This window comes from Olsenella sp. HMSC062G07 (assembly GCF_001811895.1).
Classification (GTDB): Bacteria; Actinomycetota; Coriobacteriia; order Coriobacteriales; family Atopobiaceae; genus Olsenella_F; species Olsenella_F massiliensis.
This window is the reverse complement of sequence record NZ_KV806951.1, coordinates 617,593-640,265: the sequence shown is the minus strand read 5'-3', so window position 1 is coordinate 640,265 and position 22,673 is coordinate 617,593. Positions and strand designations below refer to the sequence as shown.

General features: G+C 68.0%; 21 protein-coding genes. All 21 read right to left on the bottom strand.

The window, feature by feature from the left end; all coding sequences use genetic code 11:
• A complete protein-coding gene (locus tag HMPREF2826_RS06035) occupies positions 1 to 639 on the bottom strand; it encodes an Asp23/Gls24 family envelope stress response protein (protein WP_371440575.1) in 639 nt (212 codons plus the stop codon).
• Between the two features lie 45 nt (positions 640 to 684).
• Positions 685 to 1,056 (bottom strand): DUF2273 domain-containing protein, encoded by a 372-nt coding sequence (locus HMPREF2826_RS09100; RefSeq protein WP_083307305.1) that lies wholly within the window; start codon positions 1,054 to 1,056, stop codon positions 685 to 687.
• 2 nt (positions 1,057 to 1,058) lie between these two features.
• Positions 1,059 to 1,811, bottom strand: a complete 753-nt coding sequence (gene amaP, locus HMPREF2826_RS06025) for an alkaline shock response membrane anchor protein AmaP (protein ID WP_070640154.1) — start codon at positions 1,809 to 1,811, stop codon at positions 1,059 to 1,061.
• A 135-nt stretch (positions 1,812 to 1,946) separates the two neighbouring features.
• Entirely contained in the window at positions 1,947 to 2,963 is a 1,017-nt protein-coding gene (locus HMPREF2826_RS06020) for a J domain-containing protein (protein WP_070640151.1), read from the bottom strand.
• A 77-nt stretch (positions 2,964 to 3,040) separates the two neighbouring features.
• Complete coding sequence (locus HMPREF2826_RS06015; protein ID WP_070640147.1) at positions 3,041 to 3,841, bottom strand: YebC/PmpR family DNA-binding transcriptional regulator; 801 nt, start codon at positions 3,839 to 3,841, stop codon at positions 3,041 to 3,043.
• A 133-nt stretch (positions 3,842 to 3,974) separates the two neighbouring features.
• The gene (locus tag HMPREF2826_RS06010; RefSeq protein ID WP_371440574.1) at positions 3,975 to 4,667 is read right to left on the bottom strand and encodes an N-acetylmannosamine-6-phosphate 2-epimerase; all 693 of its coding nucleotides are present in this window, start codon (positions 4,665 to 4,667) and stop codon (positions 3,975 to 3,977) included.
• Between the two features lie 22 nt (positions 4,668 to 4,689).
• Positions 4,690 to 5,661, bottom strand: coding sequence for an ROK family protein (locus tag HMPREF2826_RS06005; RefSeq protein WP_070640141.1), 972 nt, complete (start codon positions 5,659 to 5,661; stop codon positions 4,690 to 4,692).
• Between the two features lie 26 nt (positions 5,662 to 5,687).
• Entirely contained in the window at positions 5,688 to 6,614 is a 927-nt protein-coding gene (locus HMPREF2826_RS06000) for a dihydrodipicolinate synthase family protein (RefSeq protein ID WP_070640138.1), read from the bottom strand.
• 120 nt (positions 6,615 to 6,734) lie between these two features.
• Positions 6,735 to 7,568 carry an ABC transporter ATP-binding protein gene (locus HMPREF2826_RS05995; RefSeq protein WP_070640135.1) on the bottom strand — a complete coding sequence of 278 codons (834 nt, stop codon included), beginning with the start codon at positions 7,566 to 7,568 and terminating at the stop codon, positions 6,735 to 6,737.
• Positions 7,569 to 9,608, bottom strand: a complete 2,040-nt coding sequence (locus tag HMPREF2826_RS05990; protein WP_070640131.1) for a dipeptide/oligopeptide/nickel ABC transporter permease/ATP-binding protein — start codon at positions 9,606 to 9,608, stop codon at positions 7,569 to 7,571.
• Position 9,609: 1 nt separating this feature from the next.
• Positions 9,610 to 10,566, bottom strand: coding sequence for an ABC transporter permease (locus HMPREF2826_RS05985; protein ID WP_070640128.1), 957 nt, complete (start codon positions 10,564 to 10,566; stop codon positions 9,610 to 9,612).
• A gap of 164 nt (positions 10,567 to 10,730) precedes the next feature.
• Positions 10,731 to 12,335 (bottom strand): ABC transporter substrate-binding protein, encoded by a 1,605-nt coding sequence (locus HMPREF2826_RS05980; protein WP_070640125.1) that lies wholly within the window; start codon positions 12,333 to 12,335, stop codon positions 10,731 to 10,733.
• A gap of 302 nt (positions 12,336 to 12,637) precedes the next feature.
• Positions 12,638 to 14,659, bottom strand: coding sequence for an excinuclease ABC subunit UvrC (gene uvrC, locus HMPREF2826_RS05975; RefSeq protein ID WP_070640122.1), 2,022 nt, complete (start codon positions 14,657 to 14,659; stop codon positions 12,638 to 12,640).
• Positions 14,660 to 14,681: 22 nt separating this feature from the next.
• A complete protein-coding gene (locus HMPREF2826_RS05970; RefSeq protein WP_070640120.1) occupies positions 14,682 to 15,674 on the bottom strand; it encodes a lipid II:glycine glycyltransferase FemX in 993 nt (330 codons plus the stop codon).
• A 53-nt stretch (positions 15,675 to 15,727) separates the two neighbouring features.
• Positions 15,728 to 16,972, bottom strand: a complete 1,245-nt coding sequence (locus HMPREF2826_RS05965; protein WP_070640118.1) for a carboxylate--amine ligase — start codon at positions 16,970 to 16,972, stop codon at positions 15,728 to 15,730.
• Positions 16,973 to 17,092: 120 nt separating this feature from the next.
• The gene (murJ, locus tag HMPREF2826_RS05960; protein WP_083307303.1) at positions 17,093 to 18,745 is read right to left on the bottom strand and encodes a murein biosynthesis integral membrane protein MurJ; all 1,653 of its coding nucleotides are present in this window, start codon (positions 18,743 to 18,745) and stop codon (positions 17,093 to 17,095) included.
• A gap of 134 nt (positions 18,746 to 18,879) precedes the next feature.
• A complete protein-coding gene (locus HMPREF2826_RS05955; RefSeq protein ID WP_148138346.1) occupies positions 18,880 to 20,070 on the bottom strand; it encodes a coiled-coil domain-containing protein in 1,191 nt (396 codons plus the stop codon).
• Positions 20,071 to 20,411: 341 nt separating this feature from the next.
• On the bottom strand, positions 20,412 to 20,729 hold the full coding sequence (hisE, locus tag HMPREF2826_RS05950) for a phosphoribosyl-ATP diphosphatase (protein ID WP_058270008.1): 318 nt from the start codon (positions 20,727 to 20,729) through the stop codon (positions 20,412 to 20,414).
• A gap of 11 nt (positions 20,730 to 20,740) precedes the next feature.
• Positions 20,741 to 21,103, bottom strand: coding sequence for a phosphoribosyl-AMP cyclohydrolase (hisI, locus tag HMPREF2826_RS05945; protein ID WP_070640112.1), 363 nt, complete (start codon positions 21,101 to 21,103; stop codon positions 20,741 to 20,743).
• A 52-nt stretch (positions 21,104 to 21,155) separates the two neighbouring features.
• The gene (gene hisF, locus HMPREF2826_RS05940) at positions 21,156 to 21,926 is read right to left on the bottom strand and encodes an imidazole glycerol phosphate synthase subunit HisF (RefSeq protein WP_070640109.1); all 771 of its coding nucleotides are present in this window, start codon (positions 21,924 to 21,926) and stop codon (positions 21,156 to 21,158) included.
• A gap of 9 nt (positions 21,927 to 21,935) precedes the next feature.
• Positions 21,936 to 22,673, bottom strand: a complete 738-nt coding sequence (locus HMPREF2826_RS05935; RefSeq protein ID WP_070640106.1) for a 1-(5-phosphoribosyl)-5-[(5-phosphoribosylamino)methylideneamino]imidazole-4-carboxamide isomerase — start codon at positions 22,671 to 22,673, stop codon at positions 21,936 to 21,938.

Sequence of the window (22,673 nt, the reverse complement as noted above, 5' to 3'; positions counted from 1 at the left end):
CTATGCCTCCGTCTTGCCCGTCAGCCGGGGCGCCGTCGCGCCGCCGATCGCCTCGGGCTCGGCGGGCTCGAGCGCCGCCTGCTCGCTCGTGCCATGCTCGTACTCCTCCGGCGTGAGCACGTCCTCGATGCGCAGGTTGACGCCCGCCACGGACAGGCCGGTCATGCCGGAGACCTCGCGCACGACGGCCTTCTTGACGTCCTCGAAGACCTGGGGGGCGTAGGCGCCGTACTTGATGAGGACGCTGATGTTGACGCGGACCGAGGCGTCGGGGGTGACCTCCACCGACACGCCCTTGCGCGCGTCCGAGGCGCCCAGGACGTCCTGGACGCGGTTGAGCCAGCTGCCCTTCATGCCGATGACGCCCGGCACGTCATGCATGGCGATGGCGACGATCTTCTCGATGACGCCGTTGGAGAAGGTCAGGGAGTCCTCCGAATCGAGGTCCTCGTCATCGACGGACACCTCGTCCGACGAGGCGGGCTCCGCGACGCCTGACGGGACGTCGGCGGGCCCGGCCTGCTCGGCGAGCTCGTCAGAGTCCGCCGAAGGCTCCCTCGTGTGCCCCTCCGCGGGGATGGTCTCGTCCCTTTGGGGGTCGTTCGTCGCGAGGCGCGAGGTTGAGCTGCTCAGAGACACGGTGCGCTCCTTTCGGGAGTGGATGGGTTAGGCAGGGGCGCCGCCTCAGCGGTTGTCCGAGAAGAGCTTGCGAATGGCCCTGACCACGCGTGCGTCGCCGTCAAGGAACTGCCCCACGACGACGCCGACGCAGACGCAGAGCGCCACGAAGAGCGCGCGCCAGAACCCGATGGCAAAGATCAGAAGGGCGACGGCGAGGCCGACGGCGCCGCCCAGGGCGGCGTTCTCGTGGCCGACGACGACGTCGTGCGTCCAGGCGGCGACCCGTCTGCACAGGCGGGCGGGCGACTCCTGCTCCTCGACCTCGGGCGCCTTGGTGACGGGGCTCGGCTCGTGCCGTCCGCTCGGGGCGTCCTGGGGAGGCTCGCTGACGTCAGGAGCCTTCTCCACGGTCAGACGGGGCTTCTGGTCCGTCATCGTCACTCCTCTCCGGCATAGGGCAGATCGGCGCGGGCGGACCTGCTCATGGGAACGGTTATCTCGACGGGCTCCTCGGGCAGCTGCGGCGCGACCTCCGTCGCATCAGGTCCCGCGGCGTCGGCGGCGCCCACCATGACGACCTTCCGGGCGTCGGCGCTTCGCGACGGAGCCTCCCCTGGCGTCGCATCCGTCGCGACGTCCAGCGGACGTCCGTCCGAACGTGCCGCCGCGACGGGGTCAAACTCCCCCGCGTCGATGAACTCGACCGTGACCTTGTCCACGTTATCGCCGCACACGCTCCTAAGGCCGCTGACGATGCGGTCATGCAGGGCCTCGCCCTCGGACACCACGTCGACCGCCCGGTAGGGCTGAACCCGGCAGCTCACGCGCACGTGCCCGTGCTTTCTGGCCCGTACGCGCACCCGATGCGCGCGAAAGCCGCCCCCGGCCTCGATGACGTTGACGGCCTGGCTGGCTATGGCGTCACGCGTGATGGTGATGGCGTCGTCGCCCACCTTGGACACGATCACGACCTTACGGTTGCGCGTCAGGAGCGCGCGGGCGAGGCACACGAGCAGCCCCAGCGCGGTGATACCCATGAGGACCTCAAGGGTCAGGCAGTACCAGACATTGCCCAGAAGGTCCGTGGCGGCCCTGGTCCACGGCCCCCACCACGGCAGCGCGAGGGCGGCAAGGGACAGGAGGCCGGACAGACCAAACAGCAGCAGGCAAACGCGCTTGAATGCACCCATGGCACACGCCCCTTCGGATGGCTACCCACGGTGGTTCACGGTCCAGTCAAGGATAGCGCAGTCGGCAGACAACTGCCACGAGGCACGCAAAAGGCCTTCGGAGGCGGCGTGCGCCCAGCTCCTCGGACGCGCCTCCTAGCGAGCCTCGGGACGCCCCGAGGCCGCGCTCCCCCACTGGCCGCAGCGCTTGAGCAGGGCCATCCGAAGCGTCACGTAGCGACGCTCGATGAGCGCGGCGAGCCAGCGCGAGAGCCCCATGGCGACGCCCGACCCAAAGAAGCCGATGAGCAGGTCGACCGTCACGAGCGCGCCCGGGACGAGATAGGCGAGCTGCGCCTGGCCCTCGATCGTCGGCATGCCCCGCACGAGCAGCCAGACGGCGAGCGGTAGCTCGAGCAGGGGGTAGACCTGGCCTTCCACCAGGCTCGAGGCGTCGGAGCGATAGGCGCCCCCGCCGTGCACTTCCACGTGCTCGCGCGTCACCAGCGAGACGAGCCCGTTGGCGACTTCGCGCAGGGTCCCGGACACGTGTCCCGTCACGAGCTCGTACAGGACGAAGTAGCTGGGATACACCACGGCTGCCAGGGCGTCGGCCAGCTCGGTCAGGGGTGCCTGGGCACTCAGGTCATAGCGGGCGGCGTTGGAGCCGACGAAGGGAAAGAGGCGCCACCAGACGACGGCGAGGGCGAGCACGACCAGCGCACGGAGCAGGACGGGACCCAGCAGCAGGCGACGCAGGGCATGGCCCGGGGCGTCGGCGGCGGCGTTGGCGGCGTTGGTTGCCTGGGCGCTGCGAGGGTTGCCCTGCTCGTCCCAAAAGAGCGCGTCGTCCACCTGAGTCGTCACGCGCGTCGTGCCCGTGGGCGCATAATGGACGCCCACGCCTCGTCGCCCCGACGCGGCGCCCACGAGGTCACGATGGAGCAGCGTGACGTCCGTCTCGGCAAGCAGGGACCTCAAGTGGGCGTAGGCCTTGTTGACCTCCGTCATCCGCCGCTGGGCGAACTTCTTGGAGATGCCGTTTCTCTCGGCGTTGTCGGGATGGTACTCAAGGGCAAGGCGCTTGAAGGCGGCGCGAACGTCGGCCATGCCGTAGCGCTCGGGAAGGTCGAGGATCTCCTCGGCCCTGGAGCGGGTCATGTCCTGTCTCATCGGCGACGTCCCCTCATGGTTGCGGCGACCACGAGGGCCGCCGCACGTGCAGGTCATGTGTGGACCGGCCCGTGGGCCTAGTCCTCGTTGGCGAGCGCCTCGGCGACCTCGTCGGAGACGCTCATGGTGCTGTAGACGCTCTGGACGTCGTCGAGCTCCTCAAGACGGTCGACGAGGCGCTGGACCTTCCTGGCGTCCGCGAGGTCGAGCTCGGTCGGGGTCGTGGGCACCATCGTGAGCTCAGATCCCTTGACCTCGATGCCCTGGTCCTCAAGGGACTTCTGGACGTCCTGCATCCGGTCGTAGGCGGTGTAGACGATCCACTCCTCGCCCGCGTCCTCGTAGTCGTCGCCCTCGGCCTCGGCGACGGCCATCATGAACTCGTCCTCGTCCACGGCGTTGTCACGGTCGGCGACCTTCTTGTCGTCGCTGTGGATGACCTTCTCGACGGCGATGGAGCCCTTGCGCTCGAACTGGAAGGCCACGGATCCCGTGGTGCCCAGGTTGCCGCCGGCATGACTGAAGGCGGAGCGCACGTCAGCGGCCGTGCGGTTAATGTTGTCGGTCAGGCACTCCACGTACAGGGCCGCACCCGCGGGACCATAGCCCTCGTAGGTAACCTCCTTGTACACGACGGCGTCGGCGCCGGTGCCGAAGGCCTTGTCGATGGCCGCCTGGATCTTGGCGTTGGGCATAGAGACCATGCGGGCGCGGGCGACGGCCGCGGCGAGGGAGGCGTTGTTCTCGGGGTGGGGGTCACCACCGTTGCGGGCGGCAACGGTGATGTTGCGCGAGTGCTTCGAGAAGAGCGCGGAGCGCTTGGCGTCGATCGCGGCCTTCTTATGCTTGGTGGTGGCCCACTTAGAGTGTCCGGACATGCACGTCTCCTTCTGACAATGACAAAACACTTGGATGATACACAACTGCATGCCGGCAGCACAAGGCAGAGCGCAGGTCTCCAGACGAGCGACACCCGCCAGGTCCGCGCCGGGCGGCGAGGGGCGACGGGCGCTAGGCGCCCAGGGCGGCGCAGAACCACCTGGTGATGCTCGTCGGGTGCGTGATGCCCGTGCCGGCAACGACCGCCCAAGCGCCCGCCTTTAGGGCGGCGGCGGCGTCGGCCGGGGTGTGGACGTGCCCCTCGCAGATGACGGGCACGTCCGGAAACTCGGCGGTGGCCTGGCGGAGCAGGGCGAGGTCGGGACCGTCGCCCATGGTGGTGTCGATGGCGGCCTTGTTGTGGCTCAGGGTGGTCGAGACGAGGTCGACGCCCACGCGGACGGCGCCTCGGATGTCCTCGATGGTCATGCAGTCCGCCATGACCAACGTGTCGCACCGGGCACGCAGCTCCCTGACCGTCTGCTCGAACGTGCGCCCGTCCGGGCGCGGGCGGCTCGTGGCGTCAAGGGCGACCACGTCGGACCCGGCGTTGACGCAGGCTAGGGCGTGACGGAGCGTGGGCGTTATGTAGACGCCCTCGTGCCCCTCCTTCCACAGGCCTATGACCGGCACCTCCACGCGCCCCTTGATGGCGGCGATGTCGGCGAGGCCCTGGCAACGGATGGCGACGGCGCCTCCCTGCTCGCACGCCTCGGCCATGAGCGCCATGGTCTCGGGGTGGCGCAGGGGCTCCCCGGGATAGGCCTGCACCGAGACGATGAGGCCCCCCTTGATCGACCGCACCAGCGGTGAAAGCTCGGACATGCTCATTCCTCTCCGCTCCCTGTCATGCGAGCTGCGCGTAGCCTGACGTGATGACGTTCTCTGCGGCGCCGATGAGGGGCGCGTCATCGCCCAGCTGCCCCGAGACCACCGGCGTGCCCGCGACCGGGGGCATGACCGCCTCGGCCCAGCCGGCGTCAAGGGCGTCCCGCCAGGCGGGGCCGCACTTGGCGACGGAGCCCGAGAGGATCACGCAATCCGGGTCGAACATGTTGACCATGCTGCCCAGGACCTCGCCCAGGGCGTGACCGGCACGCGCCTCGGCCTTGATCGCGGCCTCGTCGCCGGCGGCGGCGCGCCGGTCGATGACGGCCCCGTCGAGCGCGGAGCCGTCCTCGCAGGATGACTCGCCGCCCAGCTCGAGGTAGCGCGAAAGGATGCCCGGACCGGCGCCGATGGGCTCGAGGTGCCCCACCGCCCCGCAGGAACAGGCGATCCCCGCCGCGTCGGTGCAGCTCACATGGCCTATGTGGCCGGCCTCGTTGTGGGCCCCAAGCAGGATGGAGCCCTGGTTCACGAAGGCTCCGCCGATGCCCGTCCCCACGGCCACGACCAGGCAGCTGCCCTTGCCCAGACCCCCGCCCCACCGGGCCTCGCCCAGGGCGTGGGCATGGACGTCGTTGAGGACGCGCGTGGGCAACCCAAAGGCGTCAGCAAGGCGGGCACCCAGGGGGGTGCCCCCCCACCCGGGCATGAGCTCGTTGGCATAGGTCACGTCGCCCGTCGCTGGGTCGATGACGCCGGCGCTCGACACGCCGATGCCCGCGAGCGCGATCGCGCCCGACTCGTCGATGACCCTCCTCACCGACGCGATGACGTTCTCGAGGACGCGAGACCCGCCCAGGGCGGCGTCGGTGGGAACCTTGCCCGCATGAGAGATGCGAGGGCGTCGGCCGTCACCAAGGCTCACCAGGGCGGAGGCGATCTTGGTGCCGCCGACGTCAACGGCGACCACCTGCCGCGTCGTGTCAGACATGGCTCACTCCTTCCCGCGCGTGACGACTATGCCGTCAGGACGCCCGTGTCAAGCAGGACCTTGCGGATGGCCTCGACGTTGTCCCCCGAGAGGGGCTTGACCGGCCGTGGCATCTGACTCGAGGAGAACACGCCCATAAGATGGAGGGCGCACTTAAAGGCGCCCACGCCGCCGGCGTAGCCCTGGACGCCCGACGTGACGTCAAAGATGTGACTGACCTCGTTGATGCGGTCCTGAAGCTCCTTGACCCGCTGCCATGCGCCGGCCTGGGCCGCCCTCCACTGCTCCACGTAGAGTCCGGGGATGACGTTGGCCAGCCCGGGGACGGAGCCGTCGGCGCCGGCGAGGTAGGCGCCGTCCACGACGATCTCGTGGCCGGTGAGGATGGACAGGGGATGAGCGAGCTTCTCGTTCTCCTGGATGAGGTAGCGAAACGACACGTCGTCGCCGGAGGAGTCCTTGACGCCGGCGAGCACGCCCTCGGCACCCAGCCTCGCAAGGAGCTTCCAAGGCAGCTTGGTGTGGACGCAGACCGGGATGTCATAGGCGAAGAGGGGCGCGGCGAGCTCGCGATGCAAGATCCGAAAGTGCTCCTCGACCTCGGCTATGCCGCCGAGGGCGTAGAAGGGGGCCGTCGCGACGAGCGCGTCGGCGCCCAGCGCCAGGGCGCTGCGGCCGTGCTCGATGACGCGGTCGGTCTCGGTCTCGATGACGCCCACGAGGACGGGCACGCGATGGTCCACGATGCGCACCGCCTCGCGGACGATCTCGCGACGCCGCTCGTCGGTCGAGAAGACGACCTCCCCGGACGATCCGAGGAAGAACAGGCCGTTCACGCCCGCGGCCAGCATGCGCTCGATGAGCCGCTCGAACGAGGGGACGTCCAGCCGGTGGTCGTCGGTGTCGGGAACGACCACGGGCGGCACGACGCCGCCGATCTTGAAGTCTGCCATGCGTCTTCTCCTTTGTGACGGGGGCTCGACGTCCCGCGCGGCCGGCGGCGGGCCGGCGGCGCACTATCGTAGCTCAAACGGACGCGCCCTGCCTGACGGGCGCGTCGTGGGGCGCCGCGCCTAGCCTCCCAACGTGGGATGGAGCAGCGAGGGGGCGGCGCCCAGCAGGCTCTTGGTGTAGGCGTCCGTCGGGCGCTCAAAGACGTCCTTCGCGCTGCCCTCCTCAACGATCTGGCCGTGGTTCATGACGATGATGCGGTCCGAGATGTAGCGCACCGTCTGGATGTCGTGGCTGATGAAGATCATGGACAGGCCGAGGTCGCGCTTGAGGTCGGTGAGCAGGTTGAGGATCTGGGCGCGCACCGAGACGTCCAGGGCGGAGGTGGGCTCGTCGGCGATGATGGCCGCCGGCTCGAGCGCCATCGCCCGCGCGATGGCCACGCGCTGGCGCTGGCCGCCCGAGAGCTGTCCCGGCAGGGCGCGCAGGGCGCTCTTGGGAAGTCCCACAAGGTCGACGAGCTGCGCGATGCGCATCTCCTGCTCCTGCGAGGTGCCGATCTGGTGGACGAGCATGGGGTCGAGCAGCTGGTCGCGCACGACCATGCGCGGGTTGAGCGCGGTTGCGGGGTCCTGGAACACGACCGAGACCACGCGCCCCATCTTCCTGCGCAGGTCCGCCGTGCGCCTGGTGACGTCGGTGTTCTCGAAGTAGACCCTGCCCGACGTGGGCGCCTGCAGGCCGCACATGACGTTGGCCGTCGTGGACTTGCCGCAGCCCGACTCCCCCACGATGCCGATCGTCTCTCCAGGCATCAGCTTGATGGTCACCCCCCGGACCGCATGGACCAGATTGGGGTGGAAGAGCGACCCCGTGCGGGTCCTGAAGGTGACGGAGATGTCGTCGAGGAGGATGATGGGCATGTCGGGGTTGACGTTGCGTGCCGGCACCGCCATCTACCTCACCTCCTTGAGGGTCTCAAGGTGCGGCGTGAGGCCATGCGCCCTGAGATAGTCGTCGGGAAGCTCCGCGAAGCTGTGATGGGCGTCACCGGGCAGCCGCTTGAGCACGGGATGGACGTCCAGGCCGATGGTGGGATGGCTCGAGCGCGGGGCGAAGCGATCGCCTGCGGGAAAGTCCTCGGGCGAGGGCACCGAGCCAGGCACCTGATGGAGCCTCGTGCCGTCCTTGGCGCCCTCCTCGATGGAGAGCACCGAACCCAAGAGGCCGCGGGTGTACTCGTGGATGGGGTTGGTGAGCAGCTCCGTGGTGGGGGCCTGCTCGATGACCTGACCGGCGTACATGACCGTGATCTCGCTGGCAACCTCGGCGACGAGCGCCAGGTCGTGGCTCACGAAGATCATGGCGAAGCCCAGCTTTGCCTGCAGGTCGTTGAGGAGCCTGATGACCTGCTTCTGGACAGTCACGTCAAGGGCCGTGGTGGGCTCGTCGCAGATGACCAGGGAGGGGTCGCGCGTCAGGGCCATGGCTATGAGCACGCGCTGGCGCTGGCCGCCCGAGAGCTCGTGCGGATAGGACTCGAGCGTGCGCCTTGGGTCGAGGCCGACGAGCTCCAGCAGCTCCTGCGCGCAGCGCGTTCCCCCGCGGTCTGTGAGCTGCTTCATCTGTGCCGCTATGAGCATGGAGGGGTTCAGGGACGAGAGAGCGTCCTGATATACCATCGCCAGCTCGCGGCCCAGGAGCCTGCGATGCTCCTCGGGCGTCAGCTTGAGCAGGTCCTGCCCCTTAAAGATCAGCTGCCCGCCGACGGTCTGCTTGGGGTCGATCAGGTTCATGATCGTCTTGGTGGTGACGGACTTGCCGCAGCCGGACTCGCCCACCAGCGCCATGCACTGACCGGGTCGCACGTCAAACGAGACGCCGTCGACGACCTTGACGTCACCGTGGCTCTCGAAGCTGATGGTCAGGTCCCTCACCTGCAAGAGGGGCGGGACCGAAAGGTCGGGCACGTGGCGGTCGGTGCGGGCGAGCTCCACCTTGCGCAGGGCGGCGAGCCTGCGGTCCAGGGACGCGGACTGCTCCGCGTAGGCGCGGACCGGGTCGGCGGCGAGGATGTCATCGGCGCGGCGGCTCTCGGAGGCGTCGGCGTCGACCGGGGCCGCGGGGGCGGCAGCCATGGTGTCGGTGAGCCCCTCAGAGAGGATGTTGAGGGCAAGGCAGGTGACCATGATGGCGATGCCCGGGAAGAGCGCCTGCCACCAGCGGCCCGCCAGAACGCCGGCGCGCGCATCGGCGAGGATGTTGCCCCAGGTGGGAGTGGGTTCGGTGATGCCCGCCCCAATGAAGGTGAGCGACGCCTCGAAGATGATGGCGTCCGCCACGAGCGTCACGGTGAAGACCATGATGGGCGCGATGCAGTTGCGCAGGACGTGCCGCCAGAGGATCCAGGGGGCGCGGGCGCCGGAGACCATGACGGCGCGGACGTAGTCCTCGCCGTACTCGCTCACGACGTTGGCCCTCACGATGCGCGCGATCTGCGGCGTGTACATGAAGCCGATGGAGAAGATGATGGCGGGGATGGAGTTGCCCAGGATGGAGACGAACACGGCGGCGAGCGCGATGCCGGGGAAGGACATGATGATGTCCAGGACGCGCATGATGACCTCTGAGACGGACTTGCGCGCGACGGCGGCGACGGCACCGATGACGGACCCGCACACCAGGGCCATGAGCGTGGCCCCAAATCCGATGATCAGCGAGTAGCGACCGCCGTAGAGCATGCGCGAGAGGATGTCGCGGCCCTTGTCGTCCGTGCCAAAGAAGAAGCCGCCTCCCGGCGCCTGGCGGGCCAGGTAGGTGTCGATGGGGTTGTAGGGCGCGACCACGGACGCGAGGATGGCCGAAATCGCCACGAGCACCAGGATGACCAGGGCGACCTTGGAGCCCCGGGGCATCTTCTTCCAGCCTCCCAGCCGAGAGCCCGCGGCGGCGGCCCGCTCGAGGTCCCGCGACTGCTCAGTGCGTCTGCTCAGCATGCTACACCGTCCTTATCCTGGGGTTGATGAGGAGATAGAGCATGTCAACGATGATGTTGATCACGATGAACGCGAGGGCGACGACGATGACGACGCCCTGCACCAGGTTGGTCTCGTTGCCCTGGATGCCCTCGAGGATGGCCATGCCCATGCCGGGCAGGTTGAAGATCGTCTCAATGACGACGGCGCCGCCCATGAGGTAGCCGATCTTGAGCCCGAGCGTGGTGACCGGGGTGATGAGGGCGTTGCGCAGGACGTTGCGACCCACCACCACGGCCTTGGGGAGGCCGGCTCCCTTGGCGGTCTTGACGTAGTCCTTGTCGAGCTCCTCCACCATGGCGGTGCGGACGATGCGCGTCATCTGCCCCGTGAGGGGCAGCGCCAGGGCGATGGAGGGCATGAGCATGCGGGCCATGTAGCCGCCGGGATTTTGGGCGATGTCGGGGAGCGCGCCCGAGGACGGCAGCGCCTTCAGGTAGAACGAGAAGACGAGAATCATCAGGACCGCGATCCAGAAGGAGGGCGTGGCGAGGCTGGCGATGGAGAGGACGCGTATGAGCTGGTCGGGCCAGCCGTCACGATAGAGCGCCGCCAGGACGCCCAGCAAAAACGAGACGACGGCGGCGATGGTCAGCCCGATGAAGGTGAGCTGCATGGTCACGGGCAGGGCCTTGGCGATGCGCTCGCCCACGGAATAGTTCGCGGCGCCGTAGGAGCCGAGGTCGCCCCGGAGCAGACCTCCCATGTAGCGGACGTAGCGAACCGGCAGCGGATCGTCCAGGCCGTGGTCCTGATGGTACTGGGCGACGGCCTCGGGCGTGGCAGACTCTCCCAGGGCGTTGTACGCGGGATCGACCTTTGAGAACGACATGAGGAAGAACACGAGGACCGTGACGCCGAGCGCCATGACGGGCAGGGCGATCAGGCGACGGCCGATGAGCCTCAGCAAGTTGTTCACGAACTCTCCCCTCCTTCTGACGGGGCGGACCGATGCCGCCTGCGGGCTGCGGACGCGCAGCAGAGCCCGCCTCGTGCGCGGCGACAAGGAAGGAGGCCCGAGCGCCTGCGATGAGTACTCGGACCTCCTTGCATACGGTTGCGGGCGGCACCGGCGTGGGGACGCTACTTGATCGTGGTGACGCCGATCAGCTCGATGCCCGTGGTGCCGATGCCCTTGAAGTCCGAGGAGACCTTGACACCATCGCCGTTGGCGTTCTCGCGCCAGGAGGAGGTGGAGGTCTTCACCTGCAGGACCGGGTACAGGGGCACGTTCTCGGAGAGGAGGTCGAAGCACTTGTTCCAGTGCTGCTGCTGCTCGTCGCCGCTGGCCTTGAGCGCCTCGGCCATCTCGGAGCTGAGCGTCTTCCACTCCTCGGAGCCGACCCACTGGCAGCGCTTCTGCATCCAGGTGTTGTTGCCATACCACCAGTTGAGGAGCAGGTCGGGGTCAGCGCCGAAGCAGGAGGGGTCGCCGGGGGCCAGCAGCAGGTCATAGGCCTCGCCGCCGTCAATGGCCGCGTAGGTCGCCGCGGAGGTGTCGGTCTGGATGGTGACCTTGAAGCCGAGGGCGTCGAGGTTGTTCTTCACCTCGGTGGACATCGCGATCACCTGGTCGTTGTCCGTGGTGCGCAGCGTGATGGCGCCCGGGGTGATGCCCGCCTCGTCGATGAGGGCCGTGGCCTTCTCGAAGTCATAGGTGTAGACCATGGAGGCCTTGTGGTAGTTGGGGAACGCCGGGTCGTCGGGCAGGTAGCAGGTGGGTGCGGTGGCCTGGCCGGACAGGGCGTTCTGAATCATCTTCTCGTAGTCGAGGGCGTACATGACGGCCTGCCGGACCTTGACGTTGTCCCAGGGGGCCTTGGTGACGTTGAACATCATGAAGCGAGTGCCGAAGCCCTGGACGGTGTCAACGCTCAGGCCGGCACCCTTGAGCTGCTCGATGGAGTCGGCGGGCGTGGACTCGGAGATGAGCGTGGTCCCCTGCTGGGCGGCGGTCACGCGGGCGGTGGCGTCCTTGAGGACGTCATAGCGAATCTTCTTGTCCTTGGCAGGCTTGTCGCCGTTGTAGCTCTCGTTGGGGACGAGCGTGACGGAGGCGTCGGTGATCTCGTCGTACATCCAGGGACCGGTGCCCACGGGCATCTTGGTGAGGTCGTCGTCAGAGGCTGACTCGGGCACGACCTTGACGATGGCGAGGCGCTCCTTGAGCAGGGAGAACTTGGGGATGGACGTCTTGATGGTGACGGTCTTGTCATCCTTGGCCTCGATGGAGGCGATGGGCGTCAGCATGGGGACGTAGATGTTGCCCTCCTTGGAGGAGCGGGCAAACGAGCTGGCGACGTCGGAGGCCTTGACGTCGGTGCCGTCGGAGAACTTTGCGCCGTCGCGTAGCTTGACCTCGTAGGTGGTGTCGTCGACCATCGTGGGGTCGCCGGCGGCCAGGGCGGGACGGGTGCTGTAGTCGCGGAAGTCGATCTCGTACAGGCCCTCGACCACGTTGAGGTTGCACCCGAGGGCGAGCGCCGAGGAGGTGGTGGAGGGGTGATAGTTCTGCGTGGAGTATGCGGTGCCGACGCTGATCTCGCCGCCGCCGGCGGCTCCGGCGTCAGAGCTCGCGCTGGAGGAGCCGCTCCCGCTGCCCCCGCAGCCGGCAAGCCCGAGCCCAGCGAGCGCCGCTGCGCCTCCCGTCAGGCCGACGAACGAACGACGAGTGAAGTTCTGACTCATGGTTCCTCCCTAGTGGTGGGAAACGTTGATAGGGCGTGCGCCGCGGCGCACCATCTCGCCTATAGGCTATGTCATCGGCCGAGGGGCGGTCTGCGCGCACCTGACAAAAGGCCGACGATCGCAGGCGAACGGCCTGTCCGGCGAGACAAGCGGAAGCTACCCTTGAACTGGTCTTTTTCTGGCCTGAGCGTCTGAAATTCCTTATTGGGCGGGCTCTTTTATCCATGTGGGAGCATTATCGTGCCATGGCATGACACGACGGCGGGCGGCCGCGCGCGATTCGTGGCGGCAAGGCTGCGGCCCTAGTCGTCGGCGTCCGGCGCTTCCGCCGACGTCGCGACCGCAGCGGAGAGGGGCTCCCTCTCGCGCTCCCAGGCGCGCAGCGTCTCATAGACCGCACGGGCCACCGTGGCGGGCACACCCCTCACGGAGGCGATGTCCTCCTCGCTTGCCGCGCGCAGGCGTCGCATCGACCCAAAGTGGCTCAGGAGGGCGCGCTTGCGCCGCGCGCCCACGCCGGGGACCTCGTCCAGGATCGAGACGCCCTGAGCCTTGGTCCGAAGCTCGCGATGGAAGCTGATCGCAAAGCGATGCGACTCGTCACGCACCTGCTTGATCAGATAGAGGGAGGCCGAGCCCGAGGGAAGGACGACCGGCGTCTCGTCCCAGGGCACGAAGACCTCCTCGTCGGACTTGGCCAGTCCGCACACCGGTATGTCAAGGCCCAGCGCCTCGAGCTGCCTGATGGCAGCCGTGAGCTGTGGCTTGCCGCCGTCGACCACCAAAAGGTCCGGCGGCGCGGCGGCGAAGCGCCCGTCGGCCATGTTCCGGGGGGCGTAGCGCCGTCCCAGCACCTCGCCCATCGACACGACGTCGTTTGCCTCGTCGAGCGCGGCCTTGATTCTGAAGCGTCGGTACTGCCCCTTGTCGGGGCGGCCGTTGGAGAAGACCACCATGGACGCCACCGTGAACGTGCCGTGCAGCGTGGAGATGTCAAAGCACTCTATGCGCAGGGGCGGGCGGTCAAGCGCCAGCGCGCTCTCGAGCTGCAGCAGAGCCTCGTTCGTGCGCTTGTCCGCGTAGCCCGTCCGCACCAGGTAGCGGTTGAGGGCATGGTGGGCGTTGCGGGAGGCCATGTCGAGGAGGTGGGCCTTCTCGCCGCGCCGAGGCCTGCGGACGTGGCAGACGCGACCCCGCCGCCTCGTGAGCCACTGGCCCAGAAGCTGGGCGTCAGGCAGCTCGATGGCAACGTCCACCTCGGCGGGGATGTCGGACGTCTCGTCGTAGTAGCGCTTGATGAAGCCCTCCGTGAGCTCCACCTCGTCCACATCGGCGCCCTTGTTGAGGATGAACTCGCTCGAGCGGACCGTGCGCCCCTCCCTCACCACGAAGACGCAGGCGCAGCTGATGGTCTCCTCGCGGAAGATGCCAACGAGGTCAAGGTTGACCTCGGCGGAGAAGGTCACCTCCTGCCGGTCGTCGAGTCCCTCGATGACCTCAAGGCGCCGTTTGATGCGCCCCGCCCTCTCGAACTCGAGGGCGCGGGCCGCCTCGTCCATCTGGAGGCGCAGCTCGTCCATGATCTTCGAGCGCCTCCCGGCGAGGAACTCCCCCACCTGCCGGACGTTCTCGGCGTAGTCGGCGGGCGTGATGGCTCCCACGCAGGCACCGGGGCCGCGCCCCACGTGGTAGTCAAAGCAGGGTCTCCCCCGCCTTGCGAGGGCAAGGCCGGCCACGGCGGCGTCGTCGGGATGCGACTTGAGGTAGCGGCGGCAGCGCTTCCACTCCGCGCAGGTGAATATGCAGACCGGCACCACCTTGCGCAGGGTGTCTATGGTCTCGCGGGCCGCCTGGGCATCGGTGTAGGGCCCAAAGTAGCGCGTCCCCTTTCGATGACGCTCGCGTGTGTACTTGATGGCGGGAAACACGTCGTCCACGGTGAGGGCGATGTACGGATAGCTCTTGTCGTCCTTGAAGTCCACGTTGAAGTACGGGTGAAACTGGGCGATAAGGTTGCGCTCCAGGACGAGCGCCTCGTGCTCGGAGCCCACCACGATGTAGTCAAAGCTGCGAACGACCTGCATCATGAGGGGGATCTTGGCGCGATCGTCCGTGAGGTTCACGTACTGGAGCATGCGCGCCCTGAGATTCTTGGCCTTTCCCACGTAGATGACCTGGTCGCAGGCGTCCTTCCACAGGTAGCAGCCGGGGTCGGTGGGCACGAGCGCCACCTGCTCGGCGATGGACGGCAGGCCCGCGGCCTCGGGCCGAGGGGCCGAGAGGTCAAAGTTGGGCACGTGGGTTGCGGGATTCTTGACACTCATGGACGTGACTGCGGCACGCGGGCTAGCCGCGCCTCAGGAGCTTCTTCGCCGCGACGAGCGAGCCGTACAGAACCGGGCGCACTGGAAGGTCGCGGGCGGGGGCCACGTCGGTAACGCCCTCGGCGAACTTCGTCTTGAACGTGTTGAGTCCCTTCAACGTCGGCGAGAAGTCGTTGCCGATGCCCATCTGGTCGTAGCTCGTGCAGCCCCTTCTCGCCAGCTCGCAGCATTCGAAGTAGATGAGCCCGTCCGTCGCGAGCGTGCGCGCCAGGCCCGTGCGCGAGGCGCCGTAGTAGCGCACGGCATGAGTGCCCTGGATGGTGGCTATGGTCCAGGTGACCACCTGACCGTCAAGCCTCCCGGCAAAGACGCGGCAGTGGTCCTCGCCCAGGATGCGGATGAAGTTCTCGTAGTCCTCGAGCGGCGCGGGCGTGAAGCCGTCGCGCGCCCCGGTCTCGACCATGACGTCGTAGTGCTCGGCGAACGACGAGCGGGCGAGCGCCGTCTCGTCGGCGAAGGCCACCTTGCACTCGCGTAGGGACTTACGGACGTCACGGCGTCCCCGCTTCTTGAAGCGCTGGAGGATCTCCTCGGGCGTGCCCGTCGTGTCGATGACGACGGTCTGGTTGTACGGGCGCGTCGAGAGGACCGGCCTCGTGACGTCAAGCTCATGGGCAACCGCCAGGCGCACGAAGGCCACGCGTCCGTCCTCGCCGCGGACGTAGTCGCGCAGCGCCTCGAGCGCCGTGCGCTCGAGCTCCTCGCCCGGCTCCGACCCCCAGACGGGGCCATGCCAGGAGCGCAGATAATGATACCCATGAGTCTCGAAGTCGGTAAGGGACAGGACGGCGACGGCGCACCCGTCCCGGACGAGCTCAAGGCAGCGCCAGGGCGTCCTGTCCTCGATGGTCTTCTGATAGCGCGCCCAGGCCTGGGTCTGCTCGATGGGAAGGTCCACCTCCCACTCCCGGGCGAGCTCCTCCATCCTGGCGAAGTCGATCTGACGAATGTCCATGGGAATCCTCCCTCTGTCGTTCGCCGGCGCGGCCAGGGCGAACGGGCCGCCTCCTAGAACGAGGTGTCGGTTGGCTCGGGATAGTGACGGGCGAACTTGCGCCACTGGTTGAGCTCGGTGAGCTCGACGTCGAGCATGCGCCGCACGCCGCGGTCGGCGGCGTAGCGCTGGGGGTCAAAGACCTTGCCGGCCCTCACGAGCTCCTCCATCTCCGCCTTGAGTGTCGGGTCGCGCACGTAGCGGCGAAGCAGGGGCACGGGGACGAGGGTGTAGAGGATTCTCTGTCCGGCCACCTGGGGCTCGGGCACCTCGTGGCCCACGAGGTCGCGGACGAGCGCCTCCATGGGGTTTGCCCCCGCCGCGAGGTTGTAGTACGAGTTGCGCCCTATGCGCGGGTTCACCTCAAGGAAGACCGCCCTGCCCGGGCGCTTGGGATCGCGCTTCACGTCAAAGTTCGCAAAGCCTCGGTATCCCACCGAGGTGAGCATGCGCACGCAGCGCTCCCACAGCCCCGGCATCTGCCGCGTGATCATGGCAACGGGGTTGCCCAGCATGGAGGGGGCGTGATCCTCCAGAAGGACGCCGGCGGCCCCAAAGTGCGTGCATCTTCCGCCCTGGTCGATGTAGAGCGTGATCGAGTCCATATACGTGTCGTCCCCGCCGATGAGCTCCTGGACGAGCATGTCACCCGCAAAGCCCGCTTCCGTGAGAGAGGAGAGGATCGACTCGAGCCGCTCCTGGCTCTCGACGAAGTAGACCTTCTTGAAGCCGCGAGCGAGGAAGGGCGCGTACTCGGGCGAGCGCGCCGGCTTGAGCACCAGGGGAAAGTCGCCGTCCCACTCAGGCGCGGCATGTCCGGCGGCGCAGGGGGCCGTGAGGGAGCGCGGGGTCTCAAGTCCATGGTTGGCGCAGAGACGCGCGAACTCCACCTTGTCGGACACGAGGTCAACCACGTCGGCGGGCGGCATGGCCATGACGACGTTCGCGGGAAGCGACGAGGCCATGCGCCCCAGGGTGGCGATGAGGTGGTCGACGTTGGACACGACCACCACCGTGCGGGGGGCGTGGTCGCAAGCGAGGGTAGTGAGGGCGCGGGCGACCTCGTCGCGTCCCAGACGGCTCACCTGATGACAGTCGAAGATGGCAGAGTGCGCGATGGCGCCGATCGGCTCGGGTGCCACGCAGACGCTCGTCACGCCAAACGCCTCGTGCATCTCGCGGCCGAGGGCGTAGGCGCCGATGTCCCCGCCGATGACGACGGGAACGATGTCTGCGTAGCTCGTGGTCGTAGTGTCCAAGTCTGCTTCCTTTGCGCGTTGGGGGGCGGACGCCCCGTACGTCTTCCCTACCTTAGCGCACGGCCCGACCGTCCGCGTCGCCGGGGCGAACCGCCACGCATTTGACAGGGACGAGGCTCCCTAGCGACGAAGGCGGCTCAGCATCATGCGCACGGCCCTGCCCTCCGGGACGTTCAGCGACAGCGCGAGACCGTACGTCACGAGCACGGCGGGGAGGCCGGCGAGCACGCAGTAGAGCACGCTTCTGACGATGGAGGCGCCCCAGGGCCCCATGAGGCGGCCGAGCAGGACAAAGATGCCTGCCGCGGCGGCGAGTCCAGCAGCTCCCAAGAGCAGCGATCGGGCGAACGACAGGACGAGGGACCTGATGCCGAGCGGCCCGACCTGACGGCGCACGTGCAGGAGCGTGACGACGTCAACCGCGCCGAAGAACAGCGTGGACGAGAACGCGACTCCCGCCAGCCCCAGGGCGTCCGTGAAAAGCAGGCAGAACCCAACCTGCACAGCGGCGGCGACGACCGTGGCGACGGCAAAGAAGCCCATGTGCCTGAGCGAGGAGCATATCTTCTGAAGATAGGTGCTCATGCCGTAGAACGGCAGGGCGACGGCAAGCCAGCGCAGGTAGAGCGTCGTGTCGGCAAGCCCCTGAGCGTCAAACTTGCCCGCAGCGAGGATCGTGACGAGGTAGGGCGCGAAGAAGGCGAGGTACAGGGCGAAGGGGACGAGCATGAAGATGATGCGCTCGCTGCCAAAGCGCACCCCCCTCGTAAAGGAGGCCATGTCGTCCGAAGCCACGCAGTCCGAGAGCTCGGTGAACATGGCAACCGTCGTGGGGATGGCAAAGACCGAGTACGGCAGCATGTACCACAGCCGGGCATAGTACGCCACCGAGGCGCCCGCCGCCGTGACCTGGAGGGCCGAGGAGGTCTGGACCGCCACGGTGGGAAATGACGCCACGGTCACCACGAGCGTCGGGATGCCGATGGAAAGCGTCTCCCTGAGGGCGGGGTCATGCCAGTCAATGAACGGCGTGATGGCTATCCCGCGGCGCCTGAGGCTTGGGAGCTGCACCACCACCTGGACGAGCACGCCGAGAGGGTTTCCCACGGCGAGCGACAGGAGGGCGAGGGAGGGATTGCTGTGCGCGAGGGCCGCGTAGACGAAGAACGACGCCGTGCAGACGACGTTGTTGAAGATGGGGGCAGCGTTGCTCCACAGATAGTCCCGCTCGGCGTTGAGTATGCCCGAGATTATGGACGAGAGCGCGTAGAGCACGACCTCGATGACGAAGAACCTGAACAGGTAGACGGACAGGCCCGCGTCAAAGTCGGCGCGCGCCGAGAACGACTGCGTCCAGATGATGGGCGCGGCCAGCACGAACGAGACGACGGTGACGAGCGCCATGAGCAGGGTCGTTATGGAGAGCAGGTTGGAGGCGTAGCGCGTGGAGGCCCCCGCCCCGAGCCGCCGCTTGGTCGAGAGATAGACCGGCAGGAAGGCCGTCATGATCATGCCGCCGGCCACGAGCTCGTAGAGCTGGTTGGGCATGTTGTTGGCCACGGTGTAGGCGCTGGCGAGCGCCGTGACGCCCAGGGCGTAGGCCTGGCCCCAGGTGCGCAGGAAGCCCGTGACGCGACTGATGACGACGAGAACGCCCATCAGGGCCGCTGACCTGCCCACCTGCGCCTCGGTCTCCTGCTGCGCCCTGACGGGGCGCCGGCCGACGACGGGCTGCTCGACGGCCTCTCCCGTCCTTCTGAGATGTTTGGGCATGGCGATCCAATCTAGAGGGGCGCAGGCGCCAATCGCAGGCTGGGCAAAGGCGAGGGAAGCCGCCCCGAAGGGCGGCTTCCCTCGTCGTATCGCCTCAAGGCGCGACCGCGCGGGCGCGGCAGTGCCCCATGGCGCTAGGCCGGGGAGCCGGCCAGCACGAAGTCGCCCGTCGAACCAAAGGTGATGCCCTGGCTGGGCGACATGGCCTCGATGGTCCTGCCGCCGCCGATGCAGATGCCGACGTGCCCGGCGCGCCACACGATGTCGCCCGCGACGGCCTGGGAGGCGGGCTTGCCGCAGAAGGCGCGCAGGTAGGCGGAGGAGTGCGGCACGCTGTAGCCGGCCACCGCATAGCAGTAGCTGACCAGACCGGAGCAGTCGAAGGTCCTCGACCCGGGGTCGTAGGAGCCGTAGTCATAGTGTCCGCCGACCATGGAGTAGGCGGCCGAGACGACGGTGTTGCGCCAGGCAGCGTTGGAGGGCGAGGAGCTTCCGCCGCCGTTGGAGCCGCCGGGAGTGGTCGTTCCCGAGTTCGGGGAGGTTCCCCCGGTGGTGCCGGAGTGGCTGTCGGAGCCGTTGTTGGGCTGGTTGTTGGAGCCGTTGCCCGTCGTGGGCCGCTGCGTCTCCTCGGCGTTCACGTAGCTGCCCTCATTGCTCGCCGCCGCGGCCGCAGCCTCCTGGGCCGCCTTCTCAGCCTCGGCCTTGCGGGCGGCCTCCTGCTCGGCGAGGGCCTGCTGGAGCTCGCCGCTCAGGGAGTTCACGTAGGACTGGGCGCTCGCCGCCTTGCTCGAGAGCTCCGCCTGCTGGGCCTCCTGGCTCCGCAGCAGCTGCTCCTGCTCGCTCTTCTGCTGCTCGAGCTGGCTCTTCTCGTCGTCGAGCTGCTGCTGCAGGTCGCGGACCGTCTGGATGGACCTCGTCTCCGCGTCGTTCATCTTGTTGGCATAGTAGATGCTGCTCGTGAGGTCCTCGATGCTGGACGAGCTGAAGAGTATGTCAAGGATGGACTTGCTGCCTGCCGTGTAGTCGTCCGAGACGCGGCTCTTGAGGTCCGCCTGCGCGTCGGCGAGCTGCTGGCGCTTCTGCTCGATCTGCTCCTGCGTCTCGCTGATCTTGCTGTTGGTGTCGTCCAGCTGGACCTTGGTCTCGTTGAGCGCCTCGGACGCGCGCTCGGCCTGCCCGTAGAGGCTGTCGAGCTGGGATCGGGCGTCGTTCAGCTGCGATTGCAGGTGCTGGGGCGTGTCCGCCAACGAGGGAGTGGGGGTCGCAGAGATGATCATGCCTGCCGAGACGATCACTGCAAGTGGTGCGTACCAGTGCCTCTTCATGTGACCTCGCTTCCATCCTCTCGCATCCATGTGCATATTCGGGCCGTATCAGGCACAGATGCTACCACCTTACGCTGAAGACGGGCTGATACGCTCTGCCAACGAACGGGCGACGCACGGGAGCGACAAAGCGCATACGGCCCTGCATCTGGTGATTTGCGGCAATGTGGGCAGTCTTTGAAATATTGCGCCGTTTGTGTGATTTGACCAGGCCAACCCTCAAGCGGAGCTTCATACGCGTTTTTGCGGGCCACAAAGGGCGCCGCCAAGGCAGCCGGGCGTTGCCGCGCGAGCCCTTCGCGCCGCCCGACCGACACGTGCGTGCCTCGCGGACGCACATCCTAGCGCATGCGCGCGTCGAGCTCCCCCGCAAGCTCCTCGGGCGTCACGCCATAGCGCTCCGCCGTCACCATCAGGTGGTAGAGAAGGTCGCCCATCTCGTAGCGGATGTGGTCGTGGTCGTCGTCCTTGCAGGCCATGATGACCTCGCTCGCCTCCTCCGCGAGCTTCTTGAGCAGCGCGTCCGCCTCGCCCGTGAGGAGCCTCGCCGTGTAGGAGCCCTGGGGGTCATGACCCCAGCGACCGTGAATCGTGCCCGCAAGCGACGAGAGCGTCCTGCCCAGGTCGCCCTCGACGACGCCTTCCGTGCGAACGCCCATGACCATCCCCCTCACTCGTAGTTTCCGGCCGTCTTGGCCGGGAAAAGAAGCTCTCGATAGAAGCACGTTCGGTGACCGGTGTGACAGGCGGGGTCGGCGGCGTCCACCACGTACAGGAGCGTGTCGCCATCGCAGTCGACGAGCACGCGTCTCACCGTCTGCACGTTGCCGCTCGTGGCGCCCTTGTTCCAGAGCTCCTGGCGCGACCTGCTCCAGAACCAACTCGTTCTTGTCTCGAGCGTGAGGTCCAACGCCTCCTGGTTGGCCCAGGCGACCATGAGCACCTCGCCCGAGCCCTCCTGCTGGACGACGACGGGGACCAGGCCCCGCCCGTCGAAGGCGACCTGCGGGCGCGCGGGCGCGACCTCGCTCATGCTCGCTCCTTCCCGGGCGTCGCGTCGACGGCGCCCGCATCCGTCTTTCCGCTCAGAAGTCAAGGCGCACGGGGATGCCCTGGCTCGCGAGGTACTCCTTCACCTGGCGGACCGTGAACGTCCCAAAGTGGAAGACGCTCGCGGCGAGCACGGCGTCCGCCTCGCCCTCGAGGATGCCCTCGGCAAAGTGCTCGAGCGTCCCCACGCCGCCGGAGGCGATGACCGGGATGGGCACCGCCCTCGACACCGCGCGCGTAAGGGCAAGGTCGAAGCCGTCCTTCGTGCCGTCGCGGTCCATGCTCGTGAGGAGGATCTCGCCCGCCCCCCGCCGGCAGGCCTCCTCGGCCCACGTGACGGCGTCGACGCCCGTCGCCGTCCGACCGCCACGGACGTACACCTCCCAGCGGTCCCGGTCGCCGACCGTCCGCCGCGCGTCGATGGCGCAGATGACCGCCTGGCTGCCGAACGCGGCGGCGGCCGAGGTGATGATGGAGGGGTCCCGGACGGCGGCAGAGTTGACGGAGACCTTGTCGGCGCCGGCGCAGATCATGCGCGCCATGCCGGCGACGTCCCTGAAGCCTCCCCCGACGGCATAGGGCACGTGCAGCTCGCGACTGGCCCGGCTCGCAAGGTCCACCGTCGTCGTGCGGTCGTCCGACGTCGCCGTGATGTCGAGGAAGACGACCTCGTCCGCGCCGGCCCGGTCGTAGGCGCTCGCGAGCTCGACGGGGTCGCCCGCGTCGCGCAGGCCCACGAAGTTGACGCCCTTCACCACGCGACCGTCGCGCACGTCCAGGCAGGGTATGACTCTCTTCGCCAGCATATGTCCTCCTTAGCGGTGGGCGGCCCTGAGGGCGTCCTCGAGCGAGAAGGCCCCCTCGTACAGCGCACGCCCACAGATGGCCCCCTCCACGACCGCGTCGCCGAGACTCGCAAGCGCCCGGATGTCGTCCAAAGTCGCGATGCCTCCCGATGCCACGACCGGAAAGCCCGCCACCCGCGCGATCCGCTCGTAGGTCGCGGCGTCAACGCCCGTGCGCATGCCGTCACGCGAGACGTCCGTAAAGACCAGGTGGCCAAAGCCGAGTTCGGCAAGGCGGCCCACGAGCTCGTCAACGCCCAGCCCCGCGCCGTCGCGCCAGCCGTTGACCCGAACCGTGTCGCCTGTCGCGGCGACGTCGGCCACGAGAAGGTCGCCGTAGCGCTCGACGGCCCTGCGCGCGAGGTCAGGGTCACGCACGAGCACGGTCCCCAGCGCGATGCGGCGGGCGCCGCAACTCGCGAGGCGGTCGATCGCCCCAAGGCTCCGCACGCCGCCGCCCACGTCCACCGAGATGCCCTCCACGCCGCAGATGCCCTCGATGGCCCTGCGATTGGCGCGCAGGGCCTCGTCGTCCTCGCCGAAGGTGGCAGAGAGGTCCACCACGTGCACCCAGGTGGCGCCGCGGGCGGCAAAGTCTCGCGCGACCGCCACGGGGTCGTCCGCATAGACGTCCATGTGCGCCCGGTCGCCCCGCCTGAGGCGCACGACCTTGCCCGCAACGAGGTCGATCGCAGGGAAGAGAAGCAT

Excerpts from the sequence above, each read along its gene's own strand:
- HMPREF2826_RS09100 (WP_083307305.1), bottom strand. The coding sequence starts at position 1,056 with ATGACGGACCAGAAGCCCCGTCTGACCGTGGAGAAGGCTCCTGACGTC.
- amaP (WP_070640154.1), bottom strand. The coding sequence starts at position 1,811 with ATGGGTGCATTCAAGCGCGTTTGCCTGCTGCTGTTTGGTCTGTCCGGC.
- HMPREF2826_RS06020 (WP_070640151.1), bottom strand. The coding sequence starts at position 2,963 with ATGAGACAGGACATGACCCGCTCCAGGGCCGAGGAGATCCTCGACCTT.
- HMPREF2826_RS06015 (WP_070640147.1), bottom strand. The coding sequence starts at position 3,841 with ATGTCCGGACACTCTAAGTGGGCCACCACCAAGCATAAGAAGGCCGCG.
- HMPREF2826_RS06010 (WP_371440574.1), bottom strand. The coding sequence starts at position 4,667 with ATGTCCGAGCTTTCACCGCTGGTGCGGTCGATCAAGGGGGGCCTCATC.
- HMPREF2826_RS06005 (WP_070640141.1), bottom strand. The coding sequence starts at position 5,661 with ATGTCTGACACGACGCGGCAGGTGGTCGCCGTTGACGTCGGCGGCACC.
- HMPREF2826_RS06000 (WP_070640138.1), bottom strand. The coding sequence starts at position 6,614 with ATGGCAGACTTCAAGATCGGCGGCGTCGTGCCGCCCGTGGTCGTTCCC.
- HMPREF2826_RS05995 (WP_070640135.1), bottom strand. The coding sequence starts at position 7,568 with ATGGCGGTGCCGGCACGCAACGTCAACCCCGACATGCCCATCATCCTC.
- HMPREF2826_RS05990 (WP_070640131.1), bottom strand. The coding sequence starts at position 9,608 with ATGCTGAGCAGACGCACTGAGCAGTCGCGGGACCTCGAGCGGGCCGCC.
- HMPREF2826_RS05980 (WP_070640125.1), bottom strand. The coding sequence starts at position 12,335 with ATGAGTCAGAACTTCACTCGTCGTTCGTTCGTCGGCCTGACGGGAGGC.
- uvrC (WP_070640122.1), bottom strand. The coding sequence starts at position 14,659 with ATGAGTGTCAAGAATCCCGCAACCCACGTGCCCAACTTTGACCTCTCG.
- HMPREF2826_RS05970 (WP_070640120.1), bottom strand. The coding sequence starts at position 15,674 with ATGGACATTCGTCAGATCGACTTCGCCAGGATGGAGGAGCTCGCCCGG.
- murJ (WP_083307303.1), bottom strand. The coding sequence starts at position 18,745 with ATGCCCAAACATCTCAGAAGGACGGGAGAGGCCGTCGAGCAGCCCGTC.
- HMPREF2826_RS05955 (WP_148138346.1), bottom strand. The coding sequence starts at position 20,070 with ATGAAGAGGCACTGGTACGCACCACTTGCAGTGATCGTCTCGGCAGGC.
- hisE (WP_058270008.1), bottom strand. The coding sequence starts at position 20,729 with ATGGGCGTTCGCACGGAAGGCGTCGTCGAGGGCGACCTGGGCAGGACG.
- hisI (WP_070640112.1), bottom strand. The coding sequence starts at position 21,103 with ATGAGCGAGGTCGCGCCCGCGCGCCCGCAGGTCGCCTTCGACGGGCGG.
- hisF (WP_070640109.1), bottom strand. The coding sequence starts at position 21,926 with ATGCTGGCGAAGAGAGTCATACCCTGCCTGGACGTGCGCGACGGTCGC.
- HMPREF2826_RS05935 (WP_070640106.1), bottom strand. The coding sequence starts at position 22,673 with ATGCTTCTCTTCCCTGCGATCGACCTCGTTGCGGGCAAGGTCGTGCGC.